Source organism: Kribbella sp. NPDC006257, assembly GCF_040613535.1.
In the GTDB taxonomy this organism is placed as follows: Bacteria; Actinomycetota; Actinomycetes; order Propionibacteriales; family Kribbellaceae; genus Kribbella.
On record NZ_JBEXSJ010000056.1, the window covers coordinates 35,224 to 50,119 of the forward strand.

Annotated in this window: 11 protein-coding genes and 2 pseudogenes; 7 read left to right on the top strand and 6 right to left on the bottom strand. The window is 68.1% G+C overall.

Annotated features, from left to right (window positions below):
* Positions 1 to 3 precede the first annotated feature (3 nt).
* A complete protein-coding gene (locus tag ABZ004_RS38710; protein WP_355687024.1) occupies positions 4 to 699 on the bottom strand; it encodes a DUF4191 domain-containing protein in 696 nt (231 codons plus the stop codon).
* Between the two features lie 30 nt (positions 700 to 729).
* Positions 730 to 1,674, bottom strand: a complete 945-nt coding sequence (gene lipA / locus ABZ004_RS38715) for a lipoyl synthase (RefSeq protein ID WP_355687025.1) — start codon at positions 1,672 to 1,674, stop codon at positions 730 to 732.
* A 73-nt stretch (positions 1,675 to 1,747) separates the two neighbouring features.
* Here lipA and ABZ004_RS38720 point away from each other — a divergent pair, with 73 nt between their 5' ends.
* From ABZ004_RS38720 to ABZ004_RS38740, 5 genes are all read left to right on the top strand, one after another.
* Positions 1,748 to 3,142: a sensor histidine kinase gene (locus ABZ004_RS38720; RefSeq protein ID WP_355687027.1), complete on the top strand. Its 1,395-nt coding sequence runs from the start codon at positions 1,748 to 1,750 to the stop codon at positions 3,140 to 3,142.
* Entirely contained in the window at positions 3,139 to 3,816 is a 678-nt protein-coding gene (locus ABZ004_RS38725; RefSeq protein WP_355687028.1) for a response regulator transcription factor, read from the top strand. The genes ABZ004_RS38720 and ABZ004_RS38725 overlap by 4 nt, the downstream gene beginning before the upstream one ends.
* A 282-nt stretch (positions 3,817 to 4,098) precedes the next feature.
* Positions 4,099 to 4,980, top strand: coding sequence for an ATP-binding cassette domain-containing protein (locus ABZ004_RS38730; protein ID WP_355687038.1), 882 nt, complete (start codon positions 4,099 to 4,101; stop codon positions 4,978 to 4,980).
* A complete protein-coding gene (locus ABZ004_RS38735; RefSeq protein ID WP_355687030.1) occupies positions 4,977 to 6,155 on the top strand; it encodes an ABC transporter permease in 1,179 nt (392 codons plus the stop codon). Before ABZ004_RS38730 ends, ABZ004_RS38735 begins: the two co-directional genes overlap by 4 nt.
* Positions 6,156 to 6,263: 108 nt before the next feature.
* Entirely contained in the window at positions 6,264 to 7,229 is a 966-nt protein-coding gene (locus ABZ004_RS38740) for a LysR family transcriptional regulator (protein ID WP_355687032.1), read from the top strand.
* Positions 7,230 to 7,422: 193 nt separating this feature from the next.
* On the opposite strand, the gene ABZ004_RS38745 is transcribed toward ABZ004_RS38740, so the two are convergent.
* Both ABZ004_RS38745 and lipB read right to left on the bottom strand, forming a co-directional pair.
* A complete protein-coding gene (locus ABZ004_RS38745; protein WP_355687034.1) occupies positions 7,423 to 9,132 on the bottom strand; it encodes a hypothetical protein in 1,710 nt (569 codons plus the stop codon).
* 442 nt (positions 9,133 to 9,574) lie between these two features.
* The gene (gene lipB, locus ABZ004_RS38750; RefSeq protein WP_355687035.1) at positions 9,575 to 10,315 is read right to left on the bottom strand and encodes a lipoyl(octanoyl) transferase LipB; all 741 of its coding nucleotides are present in this window, start codon (positions 10,313 to 10,315) and stop codon (positions 9,575 to 9,577) included.
* 108 nt (positions 10,316 to 10,423) lie between these two features.
* Here lipB and ABZ004_RS38755 point away from each other — a divergent pair.
* Both ABZ004_RS38755 and ABZ004_RS38760 read left to right on the top strand, forming a co-directional pair.
* A pseudogene (locus tag ABZ004_RS38755) lies at positions 10,424 to 10,837 on the top strand (protein kinase); the annotation flags it as partial.
* Between the two features lie 993 nt (positions 10,838 to 11,830).
* Positions 11,831 to 12,256 (top strand): hypothetical protein, encoded by a 426-nt coding sequence (locus ABZ004_RS38760; protein WP_355687040.1) that lies wholly within the window; start codon positions 11,831 to 11,833, stop codon positions 12,254 to 12,256.
* 399 nt (positions 12,257 to 12,655) lie between these two features.
* Here the strand turns inward: ABZ004_RS38760 and ABZ004_RS38765 are convergent, their stop codons facing one another.
* Together ABZ004_RS38765 and sucB are read right to left on the bottom strand one after the other, a co-directional pair.
* Positions 12,656 to 13,552 (bottom strand): TIGR01777 family oxidoreductase, encoded by an 897-nt coding sequence (locus ABZ004_RS38765; RefSeq protein ID WP_355687037.1) that lies wholly within the window; start codon positions 13,550 to 13,552, stop codon positions 12,656 to 12,658.
* 344 nt (positions 13,553 to 13,896) lie between these two features.
* A pseudogene (gene sucB / locus ABZ004_RS38770) lies at positions 13,897 to 14,799 on the bottom strand (2-oxoglutarate dehydrogenase, E2 component, dihydrolipoamide succinyltransferase); the annotation flags it as partial.
* Between the last annotated feature and the right edge of the window lie 97 nt (positions 14,800 to 14,896).

The following is a 14,896-nucleotide window of genomic DNA, read 5'->3' on the forward strand; positions in this document are numbered from 1 at the left end:
GGCTCAGCGGCCCTTCATGGCCTGCCGGGCGCCCTTGAGGCTGGTCGGCACCGGGCCCTTCGGCATCGGCACCTGCGGCCGGACGGCGTCGAGCGCCTTCAGCCGCTGGAGCAGGTCGGTGATCTCCGACGGCTGCAGCGCGGCCGGCAGCTTCATCACGTGCTTGGTGAGCTTGCGGATGTCGATCTCGCCCTCGCCCTTGCCGGCGACGAGCTGGATCACCGGCGCGCCACCGGCGACCCGGGTGTGCTTCTTGCCCTCGGCCGACAGCAGGTTCTTCACCCGGCTCGGCTGGCCCTCGCCGACCAGGACGATGCCGGGCCGGCCGACCACCCGGTGCACGATGTCGGCGTTCTTGGTGACCGCGACGGCCGGGGTGACGTTCCAGCCGCGGCGCAGGGTCTGCAGCGCGGAGGCGGCGGCACCGGCCTGGCCCTCGATCTGGCTGTACGCCGCCTTCTCGACCCGGCGGCCGAAGACGATCGTGGCGGCCAGCAGGCCGAGCGCGACGCCGAGCGGCAGCAGCACGAGCAGGTGGCCGGTCAGCACGCCGACCACCGCGAAGATCCCGGCGACACCGAGGAAGATCCCGGCGAGGATCAGCCCGATCTTCGGGTCCGACTTCTTGGTCAGCTGGTACGCCGACCGGATCTGCTTGAGCCGGCTGGTCTTCTCGGCGGGAGCGTCGTTCTTGGCCATCTCTACCTTTGTCCGTTGTTCAGCGAAAACCTAAGCATCGGTCGTTGCGGAGGTCATCCGCGACTCCACAGCCTGACGGTACAGCCGACCGGCCCGGTACGACGAACGCACGAGCGGCCCGGACATGACTCCGGCGAAGCCGATCTCCTCGGCCTCCTCCTTCATCTCGACGAACTCCTCCGGCCGGACCCACCGCTCGACCGGGTGGTGCCGCACCGACGGACGCAGGTACTGCGTGATGGTGATGATCTCGCAACCGGCCTCGTGCAGGTCGGTCAGCGCCTGGCTGACCTCCTCGCGGGTCTCGCCCATCCCGAGGATCAGGTTCGACTTGGTGACCAGTCCGTAGTCGCGGGCCTGGGTGATCACGTCCAGCGACCGCTCGTAGCGGAAGCCGGGCCGGATCCGGCGGAAGATCCGCGGCACCGTCTCGACGTTGTGCGCGAACACCTCGGGGCGGGACGAGAAGACCTCGGCCAGCTGCTCCGGTACGGCGTTGAAGTCGGGAGCAAGCATCTCGACGCCGGTACCCGGGTTGAGGGCGTGGATCTGGCGGATCGTCTCGGCGTACAGCCAGGCTCCGCCGTCCGCCAGGTCGTCACGGGCGACGCCGGTCACGGTGGCGTACCGCAGGCCCATCTTCACCACGGACTCGGCGACCCGGCGCGGCTCGTCGCGGTCCAGCGCCTCGGGCTTGCCGGTGTCGATCTGGCAGAAGTCACAGCGCCGGGTGCACTGGTCGCCGCCGATCAGGAAGGTGGCCTCGCGGTCTTCCCAACACTCGAAGATGTTCGGGCAGCCAGCTTCCTGACACACCGTGTGCAGGTCCTCGGACTTCACCAGCTTCTGCAGCTTGGTGTACTCCGGGCCCATCTTGGCGCGCGTCTTGATCCACTCGGGTTTGCGCTCGATCGGGGTCTCCGCGTTGCGCACCTCGAGCCTGAGTAGCTTCCGTCCTTCTGGGGCGATCGTCACGCCCACCAGAGTACGCGGCGCCGGACAGGAGCCAATCACCGGACAGGAGCTGTCACCCGTAGGCTGGTCAACCATGTCCACCTCCCTCCCGGCGGCCGCTGCGACCGGTGGCGCGGCTGTTTCCCAGCCAGGCACCCCGCCGGCGCACGGCGTACCGGCCACTGAGTGGTTGCGGCCCGGGCCGTCCAAGCGTGAGCAGCGGCACGATCTGCTGCTTGGACTCGGGATGGCGGTGGCCGGTCTGCTCGGCACCGAGCTGGCGCGCGGGTCGTCCCCGGCGGCAGTCGATCTCGGCATTGGTGGCGTCGAGGCCTATGTACTCAGTGCTGCTGTCGCCCTGCCGCTGTGCTTCCGGCGCCGTTTCCCGCTGACCGTGTTGCTCGCCGTGTCATTGCTGTTCTTCACTGCGGGCGAGCGGGTGCCGTGGGCGTTCGGCGGCAACCTGGTGACGCAGGCCTCCCAGTTCATGGCTCTGTACGCCGCGGCCGCGTGGTCGAAGGACCGGCGCCGGATGAAGCTGACCATGATCGTGGTCTTCGTCGGGATGTTCTGTTGGCTCATCTACGGCTTCGTCCAGGCACTGCAGCACGACACCATCAAGGGCACCAAGCAGGGCGTGCTGTCGCCGTACGTGTCCTATGTACTGCTTGCTATCGCTTTGAACGTTCTCTACTTCTTCGGTGCCTTCTTCTGGGGCCGTACTGCGTGGGCAGCTGCCCGGCAGCGCTATGAACTCGAGCACCAAGCAGCCGAGCTCGCTGCTCAGCAGCAGGCGAACGCCCGGCGCGCAGTGATCGACGAGCGGCTCCGGATCTCCCGCGAACTGCATGACGTCGTGGCTCACCACATCAGCAGCATCGGCGTACAGGCCGGTGGTGCTCGGCGCGTGATGGAGAAGGATCCGTCGGCGGCGAAGAATGCTCTGGCGGTGATCGAGAACTCCAGCCGGACGGCGGTCAACGAGATGCGCCAGCTGCTCGGCATGCTCCGCGCGGCCGATCCGGATCTGGACGACGAGATCGGTACGCCGAGCGCGAAGGAGCCCCAGGCGGGTGCGGACCGGCTGCCGGCGTTGGTCGCGACGGTCGGGGGAGAAGGGCTCGAGGTCGGGTTCCACCAGATCGGGCGGCCGGTGCAGCTGCCGGAGACGATCTCGGTATCGGTCTACCGGATCGCCCAGGAGGCGCTGACCAACGTCCGGCGGCACTCGACGGCGCGGAGCGCGCATGTCACCTTGCGGTACATCGGCGACACCGCGGTCGAGGTCGAGGTGATCGACGACGGGCGGCCGAAACACGCGCCGGTCGGGAGCCGGCTGGGCCATGTCGGGATCCGCGAGCGGGTCGGGCTGCTCGGCGGGGAGAGCGAGATCGGGCCGCGGCCGGTCGGCGGCTTCCGGGTCCGGGCCCGGATCCCGCTCCAACCAGCGTCTGTTGAGGATGTAACTGATGTCGAGGAGAAGGCATGACTGAGACGGCCCCGATGCGGGTGCTGCTGGTGGACGACCAGGATCTGGTCCGGGCGGGGTTCCGGATGATCCTGTCCGTCGAGCCCGACATCGAGGTGGTCGGCGAGGCCGCCGACGGCGAGAAGGCGGTCCAGCTCGCCGAGCAGCTGCGCCCGGACGTCGTACTGATGGACGTCCAGATGCCCGGCCTGGACGGGATCGCCGCGACCCAGCGGATCGTCGCCGCCGACGCCGGGAAGGTGATCATCCTGACGACGTTCGACCGGGACGACTATCTCTTCGAGTCGCTCGGTGCCGGAGCGAGTGGGTTCTTGCTGAAGAACACCGCGCCGGAGGATCTGGTCGAGGCGATCCAGGTGGTCCATTCCGGTCATGCGTTGCTCGCGCCGGAGGTGACGCAGCGGGTGATCAAGCGGTTCACGGGTGGTGGTGAGCGCGTCTACCGGCCGGATCTGGTGGCGGATCTGACCGATCGGGAGCGGGAGGTGCTCGGGCTGATCGCCCGCGGTCTGACGAATACGGAGATCGCGAACTCGCTCTTCGTGGGCGAGGCGACGGTCAAGACCCACGTCTCCCGGGTGCTGCTCAAACTCGGTCTGCGCGACCGCGTCCAGGCGGTCGTCTTCGCCTACGAATGCGGCCTCGTCATACCGGGCGATGACCAGTCTGCCTAGCCCGATGGATTCTGCCTGGGCCGGTGGTTCTGCCTGGCCTGATGGTTGCCGTTGGCCCGTACTGCGGAGTGCCCGGTGGCGGGCGTCGGCGCGTAGGCGCCCGTAGTACGGGCTGCTGCGTTTGCGGTACGTGCTGGGTGGAGTGGTCCACCCTGGGGTTGATCTGGCGGGTCAAACTGCGGACCGATGTATGCGGGGATCGCGATGACTAGCGTTGGAGGCACTTCCGAACGGGAGTGTCCGGACGTGTCCGGAACCGCTGGAGCAGAGGAACGGTGGACGATGCTGAGCGTTGCTGGGCTGACCCGGCGGTTCGGTGATCACCTCGCGCTGGACGACGTCACCTTCGACGTACGACCCGGCCGGATGACCGGGTTCGTCGGCGCGAACGGGGCCGGCAAGACGACGACGATGCGGATCATCCTCGGGGTGCTGGCCGCGACGGCCGGTTCGGTGAGCTGGCACGGGGCGCCGCTGACTCCCGCGGTGCGCCGCGACTTCGGGTACATGCCGGAAGAGCGCGGGCTGTACCCGAAGATGAAGATCCGCGACCAGCTGGTGTTCTTCGGCCGCCTGCACGGGCTCGACGAGCTGCGCGCGGCCGAACGGACCGACAAGATCCTCGGCCGGCTCGGCCTGGGCGAGCGGTCCGGCGATGTGCTCGAGACGCTCTCGCTGGGTAATCAGCAACGCGTCCAGATCGCCGCAGCGCTGGTGCACGAACCGATCGCGTTGGTCCTCGACGAGCCGTTCAGCGGACTGGATCCGCTCGCCGTCGACGCGATGGTGGACCTGCTCCGCGACGAGGTCACCCCAGAGGTGCCGGTGCTGTTCTCCAGCCACCAACTCGAGCTGGTCGAGCGGCTCTGCGACGACCTGGTGGTGCTGTCCCGCGGCAAAGTGGTTGCCGCGGGCCCCGTTGCGGAACTCGCGGCCGGCCCAGGTACGACGTACCGGCTGGTCGTGGACGGCGACGCCGGCTGGCTGCGCGACGTACGGGGGATCACGGTGCGCGATGTGGCCGGCGCGACGGCGTTGTTCGATGTCGAGGAAAGGGGCCAGGAGCAACAGATTCTGGCCGAAGCGATGAGTCGTGGGCAGGTACTGGAGTTCGCACCCGAACGGGTCGCGCTGGCTGACGTCTTCCGGGAGGCGACCCGATGAACAACCCGACCATGAACCTGACCCGGCCGTGGCAGCTGGTGGCGCATCGCGAGATCAGTACCAAACTGCGGGACAAGACGTTCCTCGGTTCGACCGGATTCCTGCTGCTCCTGGTGCTGGCCGCCGTACTGATTCCTGCGCTGGTGGCGGGTCACGGTGGCCCCGACAAGATCGCCGTACTGGACGACGCAGGCGCGAAGGTGGTCCAGGCGGCCGACGCGATCAAGGGTGGCGACAGCTACGAAGTCAGCCGTACGGCGGATGTCGACGCGGCCGAGCGGCTGGTCGACGACGGTGACGTGAAGGCGGCACTGCTACCGGGCTCGGACGGGTACGTCCTTGTGGGCAAGGAGAAGGTCGACAGCGACCTGCAGGCGATCGTGCGCGAGGCGGTCGGCACCATCGGCATGGAGCAGAACGCCTCGAAGAAGGGGCTGACGCCCGAGGAACTGCACGCGAACACCCAGGTGCAGGAGAAGCTGCTGAAACCGGGGCCGTTGTCCGGGGGCCTCGCCGACTTCGTCAGCGTCGGGCTCGCGCTCGTCTTCTACATGACCGCGCTGGGCTTCGGCATGATGATCGCGCAGAGCGTCGTGCAGGAGAAGGAGAGCCGGGTGGTCGAGATCCTGGCCGCCGCGATCCCGATCCGGGCGCTGCTGTGGGGCAAGGTGATCGGCAACACCGTGCTCGCGCTGACCCAGATCGTGGTGATCGGCGGCGCGTCGCTGATCGGGCTCCTGGCCACCGGGCAGGGCGACATCCTGAAGGTGGTCGCGCCGGTGGCGGGCTGGTTCGTACTCTTCTTCGTGCTCGGCTTCGTCGCCCTGGCCGGGCTCTGGGCGGTGGCGGGTTCGCTGGCGAGCCGGCAGGAGGATCTCGGGTCGACCACGCTTCCCGGTCAGATGATCCTGGTGGTGCCGTTCTTCTTCTCCGCCTTCGCCGGGGGAGGGGCCAAGGAGATCGCCTCCTTCATCCCGATCGCGTCGTCGATGGCGATGCCCGGCCGGATGCTGACCGAGGACGTCCCACTGTGGCAGCCGTTGCTGGCGATCGCGATCCTGCTCGTCGCGACCGTGCTGATCGTCCGGCTCGGCGCCCGGATCTACGAGCGGACCTTGCTGAAGACGGGACGCAAGCTCGGTTACCGAGAGGCGATCACTCTCGAGGCGACGTGACTTATCGTGATTTCGCGGCGGGCGTTACAGGAAGTTTGCTGGCTGTGATGAAACCGCAACACGGGTCCGCTGTGTGCTGAGCGCACACCTCGACTACGGTCACGACGCATGAACGTCGAGCTGCGCCACCTGCGGGTGGTGGTCCTGGTGGCAGAAGCGGGTTCCGTCGGTAGGGCTGCCCGCTGGCTCAAGGTCAGCCAGCCGAGCCTGACCGCGCAGCTGAAGCGGATCGAGTCCGCCTTCGGTGGCGAACTCTTCGAACGCTCGCGGACCGGGGTCACGCCCACCCCACTCGGCCGGTACGCCGTGGATCGCGCTCGCGCCATCCTGGTCGACGTCGACCACCTGTCGGCGACCGTCTCGGCGATGACCGCCGTCGAGTCGAGCGCCGTGCGACTCGGTGGATTCCCGACCGCGCCGATGTCCGGGATCGCGAGCCGGCTCCGTCAGCACGGGGAGATCGAGCAGGTCAGCATCGAGGTCGAATGGGCGACCAGCGTGCTGCTGCAGCAACTGGAGAGCGGGCGGCTGGACTTCGCCTTGCTGCGGGAGTTTCCGGGCTTCGAGCTGCGGCTGCCGTCCGGCGTCGAGGCGTGCACGATCGTGGAGTCCGAGACGGCGTACGTGGTGATGGCCGCGGATCATCCGCTGGCCGTCGCGACCCGGCATCGCAAGGAGATCGACCTAGCTGATCTCGCCGATGAGGAGTGGATCGGCGAGCCGCCGGACGACAGTGGGTTCCACGTGTTGTTCCGGGCGGCCTGTGAGAAGGCCGGCTTCATGCCGCGGGTCGAGCATCACTCTGTTGATACTTCGGTGCTGATGGGGTTCGTGACCAGTGGGCAAGGGGTCGCGCTGATCTCGCCGACGTCGTACCGGATGCTGTCGAGTGATGTGACGACGCGGCCGCTCGCCGGCAACCCGATTCACCGGCGGCTGATGCTGGCTTGGAGTACTGAGTCACCGCGGGCGCAGATGGCCGGCGACGTCTGCCAGATGGCGATCCACGCCTACGACGAAGCCTTCGCCGAACACGCCCGCTGGGGCCAGCACCAACGCATGCACGTCGCCTGACGCCCTCTGCTCCTAGGCCCTCTCCCGGCTTCCAGAAGCGACGGGTCAACTCCCCGGCATCTTTGTGCCCAGGTCGACCACTTTCCGGCACCGGAAGTAGCCAACCTGGGCACAGAGTCGCATCGTGTTCCCGCCGTTCAGGTGCCCGTCAGGAACCTCCGGGTCAGGTGCTCGCGGGTCAGGTGCTCGCGGGTTAGGTGCCGGCGGGGCGGAAGTGGCCGGGGGCGTCCATCACGCGGGGAGCCTGCGGCAGCATCTCGTCGGAGAACATCGGATTCTCGAACGCCCCGAAGTGATGCTCGCCGGTCTCGTCCTCCTCCGGCCCTTCCATCCGCTCCCGGTACTGCTGCCCCACCTCTTCCCGCCGCTGCCCCACAGGCGCCGGCTCCGAAACCACCCCACCCGCAGCCTGCGAACCACCCTCCGAAGACTCCCCGCCCTCACCCAACCGCCCCGCCTCCGACGAACCACCCACCGCACCAGTCGCCCCAGTCACCGAACCAGTCGACCCGGTCACCGAACCAGTCGACCCAGTCACCGAACCAGTCGACCCAGTCCCCGGACCGGTCGATGCAGGCGAACCGGAGACCGGAGCACTGGAAGCGGGCGCCCCGGCCACGGGACCGCTGGACACGGGCGCACCAGACGCGGGTGCACTTGGAGCAGGAGCTGCCGGCGCGGGTGCAGTTGGCACAGGAGTATTGGAAGCGGGCGCACTGGGCGCCTGAGCACTTGCCTGAACGGGAGCGCTCGGCGCGGGTGCACTGGGCTGAGCCGAAGCCTGCGGAGCGTCTTCCGACGACGCTGAAGCCTGTCCACCTTCACCTGAGTGCCTTGGCTCAGCCGGCTCCGGCGCCGTCGGAGCACTCGGCGCCGGCGCGTTGGGTGCGGGTGCACTGGGTGCTTGAGCGCTGGGCGCGCTCGGCTGGGCAGGCACCGGCGTACTGGGGTCGACGGAGGCGACGACAGTTGGCTGCTCAGAGGTAGCAGGTGCAGCGGGCGCCGTAGTACTGGCTTCTGATGCTGGGGTGAGTTGGGTTTCGTCTTCGGCGGGATCGGTGCCTTGGGCAACCGGCTCCTGCGTGTGTTGTGCCGCAGGTGTTTCGGCCTCGGTTACCTCGTCCGCGGAGTCGTCCGCCTCGTGCTGCCCAGTTGGAACCAGAACGGTGGCGTCCCCATCCGTCGGCACCAGGCGAGTCTCGTCGTCGTTGTCCGGCCGGTAATCCTCGTCGGCGGACGCCTCCTGCTCGGCAGGCGCAGTCGCGATCATCGCCGTCTGCTCATCCGCCTGGTTCCGCGGCCGCACCGGCTCCGGCTCAGGTTCGTCGTCGAACAGATCCTCGTAGCTGGAGTTCCCATACCCGGCGTACTGGTTCGCGGCCGGCTGCTGATAGTCGCCCCCGGCAACCGGATACGCCGCCGGCGGCTGGTACGGCGCGACCTCCGCCGCCTGCTGCGCCTGCGCCAACTCCTGCTCGCGCAGCGCGCGCTCAGCCTCGGCCCGCGCCCGTCGGCGCCGCTGCACCGACCGCACGATCGACTGGATGCCGAACACCAGCGAGATGACAGCAAGAATAGGTACGACGCCGTTGAGCGTGTACGCCTTGACGCCGTCGATCATCCCGGTCGTCACCCCGGGAACGTCGTTGAGGAAGTTCGTCATCCGGTTGGGGATCCAGTGCACCGCGTAGACCATGGTGCCGAACACGACGAATGCACCCAGCGCGGCGGCGCCCGAGAAGTAGGACACGACGGCCCAGAAGATCAGCGCTCCGATGCCATAGGCAAGCGCCATCTCCTTCGCGTTGAGCTCGATCCCGCCCTCCGCAGCCAGTACTCCGAAGGCGGCCGGACCGGCCAGCGCAACTACGACACCTAAGAGGAAGCCAAAGATTTTGGACACATCCCCACCGTAGCGACGTTTCCGCCCGACGCAGGGACGACACTTCGCGAGCACCTGCCCGCACAGCTCACTCTCAGTCGCCACGTCCCCGCCTACCAAACCCCGTAACCTGCCTGGAAGCGCTTGCTACACCCCACAGATCCTCTGACCTTTAGGCCTCGGAGATCTGCCCCCGAACAGCCCACCCGGTTGCGCAGAGGTATCTGTCCCTACACACCCCGCACATCCTCGACTCCACACAGCCCCGACGGCTGTCCCGCGAACCAAGCGCAGCGGCCGGCTTCCCTGCGAATCGAGCGCAGCGGTCGGCTTCCCGGCGTACGGGCGGAGCGGCCGGCTCCCGGCGTACGGGCGGAGCGGTCGCCTTTCCGGCGAATCGAGCGCAGCGGTCGGCTTCCCGGCGTACGGGAGATCTTCAAAGGCCACACGGCCCCCGGTGCGGTTAGGGAAGTGGGGTGGCGGTGAGGCCGTAGGTGATGCCGGTGGGGGCGGCTGCCGCGGCGGGTTCGGCGTGGGGGAGGTCGGCGGTGCGTTCGTAGGGGTTCCAGGCGAGTACGTCGGTCAGGTGGCGTTCGACCGGGTCGAGGACCTCGGCGATGGTGACCTGGCGACCCAGTTCCTTGCTGAGCGTCGTGACGTCGGCATCGGCGATCCCGCACGGGACGATCCGGTCGAACCAGGTGAGGTCGTTGTCGCAGTTCAGCGCGAAGCCGTGCATGGTGACGCTCTGCGCGACCCGGATCCCGATCGCGGCGATCTTGCGCTCCCGCCCACGGTCGTCCGCCGGAACCCAGACACCGCTGCGCCCCTTGACCCGACCGGCCTTCACCCCAAGCTCAGCACACACAGCGATGAGCGCTTCCTCCAGCCGCCGCACGTAGTCCACGACGTACACATGGGACGCGAGCTTGACGATCGGATAGCCAACCAGCTGCCCGGGACCGTGCCAGGTGATCTTGCCGCCGCGGTCGACGTCGACCACCGGCGTACCGTCCACTGGTCGCTCGTGCGGCTCGGTGCGCTTGCCGGCCGTGTAGACCGGCGGGTGCTCGAGCAGGATGACGGTCTCCGGTCCGGTGCCCTCGGCAACTGCCGCGTGCAGACGACGCTGCTCCGCCCACGCCTGCTCGTACCCGACCGCCTCGGCGCCGAACCCAGCCCTCACATACTTGATCTCACGCACGCCTTCGAGTGTATGTCGCCGCGCTCGAGCCCGGTCGCCGCCATCCACAGCCCCGGTGCTGTGGATAACTTCCGCGGTGCCCGGACCGATCCGGGCATCCTCTCTGACATGGCACTCGAAGACATCGCCGGCTACAGCTTGCGCCGCGACCTCGGGTCCGGAGCGACCGGCTCGGTCTGGCTGCTCCGGGACCTCGGTTCCGGCCGGCACGCCGTGCTCAAACGCATCCCGGCAGCCACGGTCCCGGCTGTCGAGCAGTTCCGCCGGGACCTCGTCCTCGCCCGATCCATCGACCATCCCCACCTCGCCCGCCTGCTCGACGTACGGCAAACCGACCGCGAATGGCTCCTCTTCAGTCAGTACGTCGCGGCAGGCACCCTCGCGAGCCTGCTCGCCCGCCGCGCCCCACTCTCCACCGGCGAGCTGGTCACCCTGATCACCCCACTGGCCCAAGCCCTCGCGGTCGTCCACCGCGCCGGCCTCACCCACGGCAACCTCACGCCAGCCAACATCATGCTTGACACCGAAGGCCGCCCCGTCCTCGCCGACACCGGTCTCCGCGCGCTGATCGCACCCCGTTCAACCCCCGAGTCAGACCTGGAGGCGCTAGCCGAACTGGCCCACACCTGCGGCGGCAACCCCCGCCTCTTCCCACCTTCCCTCTTCACCCCCGACGCCGACCAAACCGCCCAGAACGTCCTCCACCTAGCCGCTCCGACCCCCATCGCCTTCTTCAGCAACTCCTCCAACCGACCACCTCCAACCGCCGATTCCACAGCGATGCCGGGAGATGCGAATCGACCCGAATCTCCGAAGGAGGGCTCTGAGCCGGCCGACAGTTCATCAATCGGTATTGGCATTCCAACCCGCACAGGTCCCGGCGCGACCGGCTCACGCCGAGACAGCACAAACCGCTCACCAATGAGCCGAACGGGAAGTCGCCCCACCAGAGGCTCGTTCCGACGAATGTCAGAACTCCTCCGCAGCCCACGCAGGCCCACGGGCACCCACGCGATCCCCACCCCCACACCATCCACCGGAGGCCGACGCCGACTGAACACCCTCGATCCAACCCACCACCCCACCTCTCTGCAAACGAGCTCTCCAGAAACCGGCTCACCACAAGTCACCTCGCCACAAGCCGGGTGGCCACAAGTCGGGTTGCCACAAGTCACCTCGCCACAAACCGGGTCGCCACAAAGCACCGCCCTCCACGTTGCCCTCCGGAGGTCACCCGCCTCCACTTCTTCTTTGCGGCGCAGGCGGGCGCGGAGGGATGGTCGATTGCGGTTGAGTGAGGGTGTTCGACGACGGGTTCCGGCGTACGGCGTACTGGCTTCGGCTGGTGCTGCCGCGTTGATCGTCCTTGTGCTCGGGCTTGTTGCTGTTGGTCTCCTTGGGGGAGGGGCGAGCATCGCCGCGTCGAATGGGGCAGCCGATCCAGGAGCGCCGGATGTGTCAGCGGAGTCGATTGGTCCGCCCAGTTCGGGAGCTAGTACGTCGGGGGATCCGCCAGTGCCGACAGCAACGTCGGTGTCGACGGCGCCGCAGGCGGACTGGCCGACGTCGTGGCTCGATGTTTTGAAAGCGCTTGATAGACAGCGATCGGCAGCTTTCAAATCCGGCGACGCGGCCGGGCTGGATTCCGTCTATGTGCGCGGAAGCGTGCCCTGGAACGCGGATCGCCGGTTGCTCGCGACGTACAGGAACCAGCACGCGCGAATTGAGGGGCTGACCATGGAGATCCGAAGCGTCCTCATCGAGAGCGAGGAGCCGAACCACGCCGTCATCCAGGTCGTCGACCGCCTGGCTTCCGGCACTGCCGTCGACCGGCACGGCCGCAGAACCACCTTCACCCCAGGCAAACCCACCGCCCGCCGCATCACCCTGGAAGCAAGAACCCCCGGCACCTGGCGAATAACCAAAATCACCACCCTCTGATCAGCACGCAGACCTGCCACGGGGTGATCCCAAACTTCCAGCCGGCAGCGCGCCCCGAACCCGGCGCCGCCCGGGTCGAGAAGAAGCCGAACCGAATGGACGGCGTCACCGCAACGGCCGCTTGCGGCCGTTCCAGCACTGCCTGGCTCGACAGCCGTTCCGGTACCGCGTGGATCTGGGTGCCGTTCCGGTACCGGGTGGATCTGGGTCCCGTTCCGGTACCGCGTGGCTCCGAGTTCGTCCTGGTGTCGCCTGAATGCGGGTTCGTTCCGGTATTGCCTGGGTGCTGTTTGCTTTGGCCCACAGGGGCTGTGAGGCGTGGGCGCCGACCGCATTGGGTGGAAAGTTTCAATCGACATTTGCAAGCTTTGTTCAACCCGAGGGGGTACGGGTGCGGGTTTAGGAGAGGGCGGCGGTTAGGGCTTCGGGGGCGGTGGGGTGGGTGAAGGTGAAGCCGGCGTCTAGGAGCTTGGTGGGGAGGGCTCGTTTGCTGCCGATGAGTTCCCAGGCGAATTCGCCGAGGAGGGTGGTGAGGACGAAGGACGGGACGGGGAAGAGGGTCGGGCGGTGCAGCGCCTTGCCGAGGGCCGTGGTGAAGTCCTTGTTCGTCACGGGGGTGGGGAGGTCGACGTTGACGGGGCCGCTGATCTCGTCGTGTTCGGCGACGAAGCGGACGGCGCGGATCCAGTCGGTCAAGGAGATCACCGGGAAGTACTGGTTGCCTGAGCCGAGGCGTCCGCCGAAGCCGAGCCGGAAAGGCAACGACAGAAGGCGGAATGCGGGGGCGGCGCTGTCCAGGACTACTCCGGTGCGGAGGGCGGCGACCCGGCAGCCGGCCGCGCGGGCGGGATCGGCGGCGCCTTCCCAGAGGCGGACGACGTCGGAGAGGAAGCCTTCGCCGAGTTCGGAGTGTTCGGTGAGGATGCGGTCGCCGCAGTCCTTGCCGTAGCCACCGATCCCGCTCTGGCTGATGAACACAGGCCGGCTGTCGAGGGCGGCGGCCGCGACGGCGAGGGTTGCGGTCGTGTCGACGCGGCTCTCGCGAATCGTCTTGCGGTACGTCGGGGTCCAGGGGCGGCCGATGTTCGCGCCGGCGAGGTTGACCAGGACGTCGGCGCCGGCGAGGGGAGCGAGATCGAGTTGGCCGGTGGCGGGGTTCCACTGGACCTCGCCGGGTGCGCTCGGCGTACGGCGTACCAGGCGGATCACTTCGTGGCCGTCGGCCAGCAGGTCGCGGGCGAGTGCCTTACCCAGGAAGCCGGACGAGCCGGCCAGTACGTACTTCATCCGAAACATCGGCCCCTCGGTCGCGGGTGGAGAACTCGAGCCGGACGGCGAGACGGATCAGCCGGCAAGCCCATCGAACCAGCTTGCACAACTTTCGCCCAAACCGCCCGCACTGCCACGACCCACGCACCCACCCCCTCTAGCCAGCCCATCACCAGCCCCTCGCCACCGACCCCTCAGCCACCGCTTTCACCAGCAGCTCGCCGCCACCGCCTCGCCAGCGGCTCTGCATCAGCGGCTCAGTGTTGGCGGGTCAGTGGTTGCTCTTCGTGCGGCGGTGGGGTTGTTGCTTTGGGCAAAGAAACCGGGCCGGTCGCGTGGTGCGGCCGGCCCGGAGGGGGTGATGCGAGGGATCAGACGTCGAACTGGGCTTCTTCTAGGCGCTGTTTGACGGCGGTCAGGTAGCGGGCCGCGTCGGCGCCGTCGACCAGGCGGTGGTCGTAGGTCAGCGCCAGGTAGACCATCTGCCGGATCGCGATCGTCTCGCCCAGTTGCGGGTGGGTGATCACGACGGGGCGCTTGACGACGGCGCCGGTACCGAGCATGCCGACCTGCGGCTGGTTCAGGATCGGCGTGTCGAACAGGGCGCCGCGGCTGCCGGTGTTCGTGATGGTGAAGGTACCGCCCGCCATCTCGTCCGGCAGCACCTTGTTGTTGCGGGTGCGGTCGGCGAGGTCGGCGATCTTCTTCGCCAGGCCGGCGATGTTCAGGTCACCGGCGTTGTGCACGACCGGGACCATCAGGCCCTTCTCGGCGTCGACGGCGATCCCGAGGTGCTCGGCGGCGTGGTACGTGACCTCGCCGGCCTCGTCGTTGATCGACGCGTTCAGCTTCGGGTACTGCTTGAGCGCGTCCACCGCGGCGAGCGCGAAGAACGGCAGGAAGGACAGCTTGACGCCCTCGCGGGCCTCGAACTCGGCCTTCTTCGCGTTCCGGAGCTTGGCGATCTCGGTGACGTCCACCTCGACCACGGTGGTCAGCTGCGCCGAGACGTGCAGCGAGTTGACCATGTGGTTGGCGATGGCCTTGCGGATGCGGCTCATCTTCTCGGTGGTGCCACGCAGCGGGCTGACCGCCGGGGCCGCGGCGGCCGGAGCGGAAGGTGCGGCGGCCGGTGCGGGGGCAGCGGCTGCGGCAGCCTTCTTGGCTTCGGCGGCGGCGAGTACGTCCTGCTTGCGGATGCGGCCGCCGACGCCGGTGCCGGCCACCGAGGCGAGGTCGACGCCGTGCTCGCTCGCCAGCTTGCGGACGAGCGGGGCACCTCAGAACGGGAGCCTGTTCAGCTTCGGCGACACCAAGCCGTACACGATCACGGTCTCCGACCCCGAAGACGGCACGATCGACTGCAGCCAG

Excerpts from the sequence above, each read along its gene's own strand:
- ABZ004_RS38710 (WP_355687024.1), bottom strand. The coding sequence starts at position 699 with ATGGCCAAGAACGACGCTCCCGCCGAGAAGACCAGCCGGCTCAAGCAG.
- ABZ004_RS38720 (WP_355687027.1), top strand. The coding sequence starts at position 1,748 with ATGTCCACCTCCCTCCCGGCGGCCGCTGCGACCGGTGGCGCGGCTGTT.
- ABZ004_RS38725 (WP_355687028.1), top strand. The coding sequence starts at position 3,139 with ATGACTGAGACGGCCCCGATGCGGGTGCTGCTGGTGGACGACCAGGAT.
- ABZ004_RS38730 (WP_355687038.1), top strand. The coding sequence starts at position 4,099 with ATGCTGAGCGTTGCTGGGCTGACCCGGCGGTTCGGTGATCACCTCGCG.
- ABZ004_RS38735 (WP_355687030.1), top strand. The coding sequence starts at position 4,977 with ATGAACAACCCGACCATGAACCTGACCCGGCCGTGGCAGCTGGTGGCG.
- ABZ004_RS38740 (WP_355687032.1), top strand. The coding sequence starts at position 6,264 with ATGAACGTCGAGCTGCGCCACCTGCGGGTGGTGGTCCTGGTGGCAGAA.
- ABZ004_RS38765 (WP_355687037.1), bottom strand. The coding sequence starts at position 13,552 with ATGTTTCGGATGAAGTACGTACTGGCCGGCTCGTCCGGCTTCCTGGGT.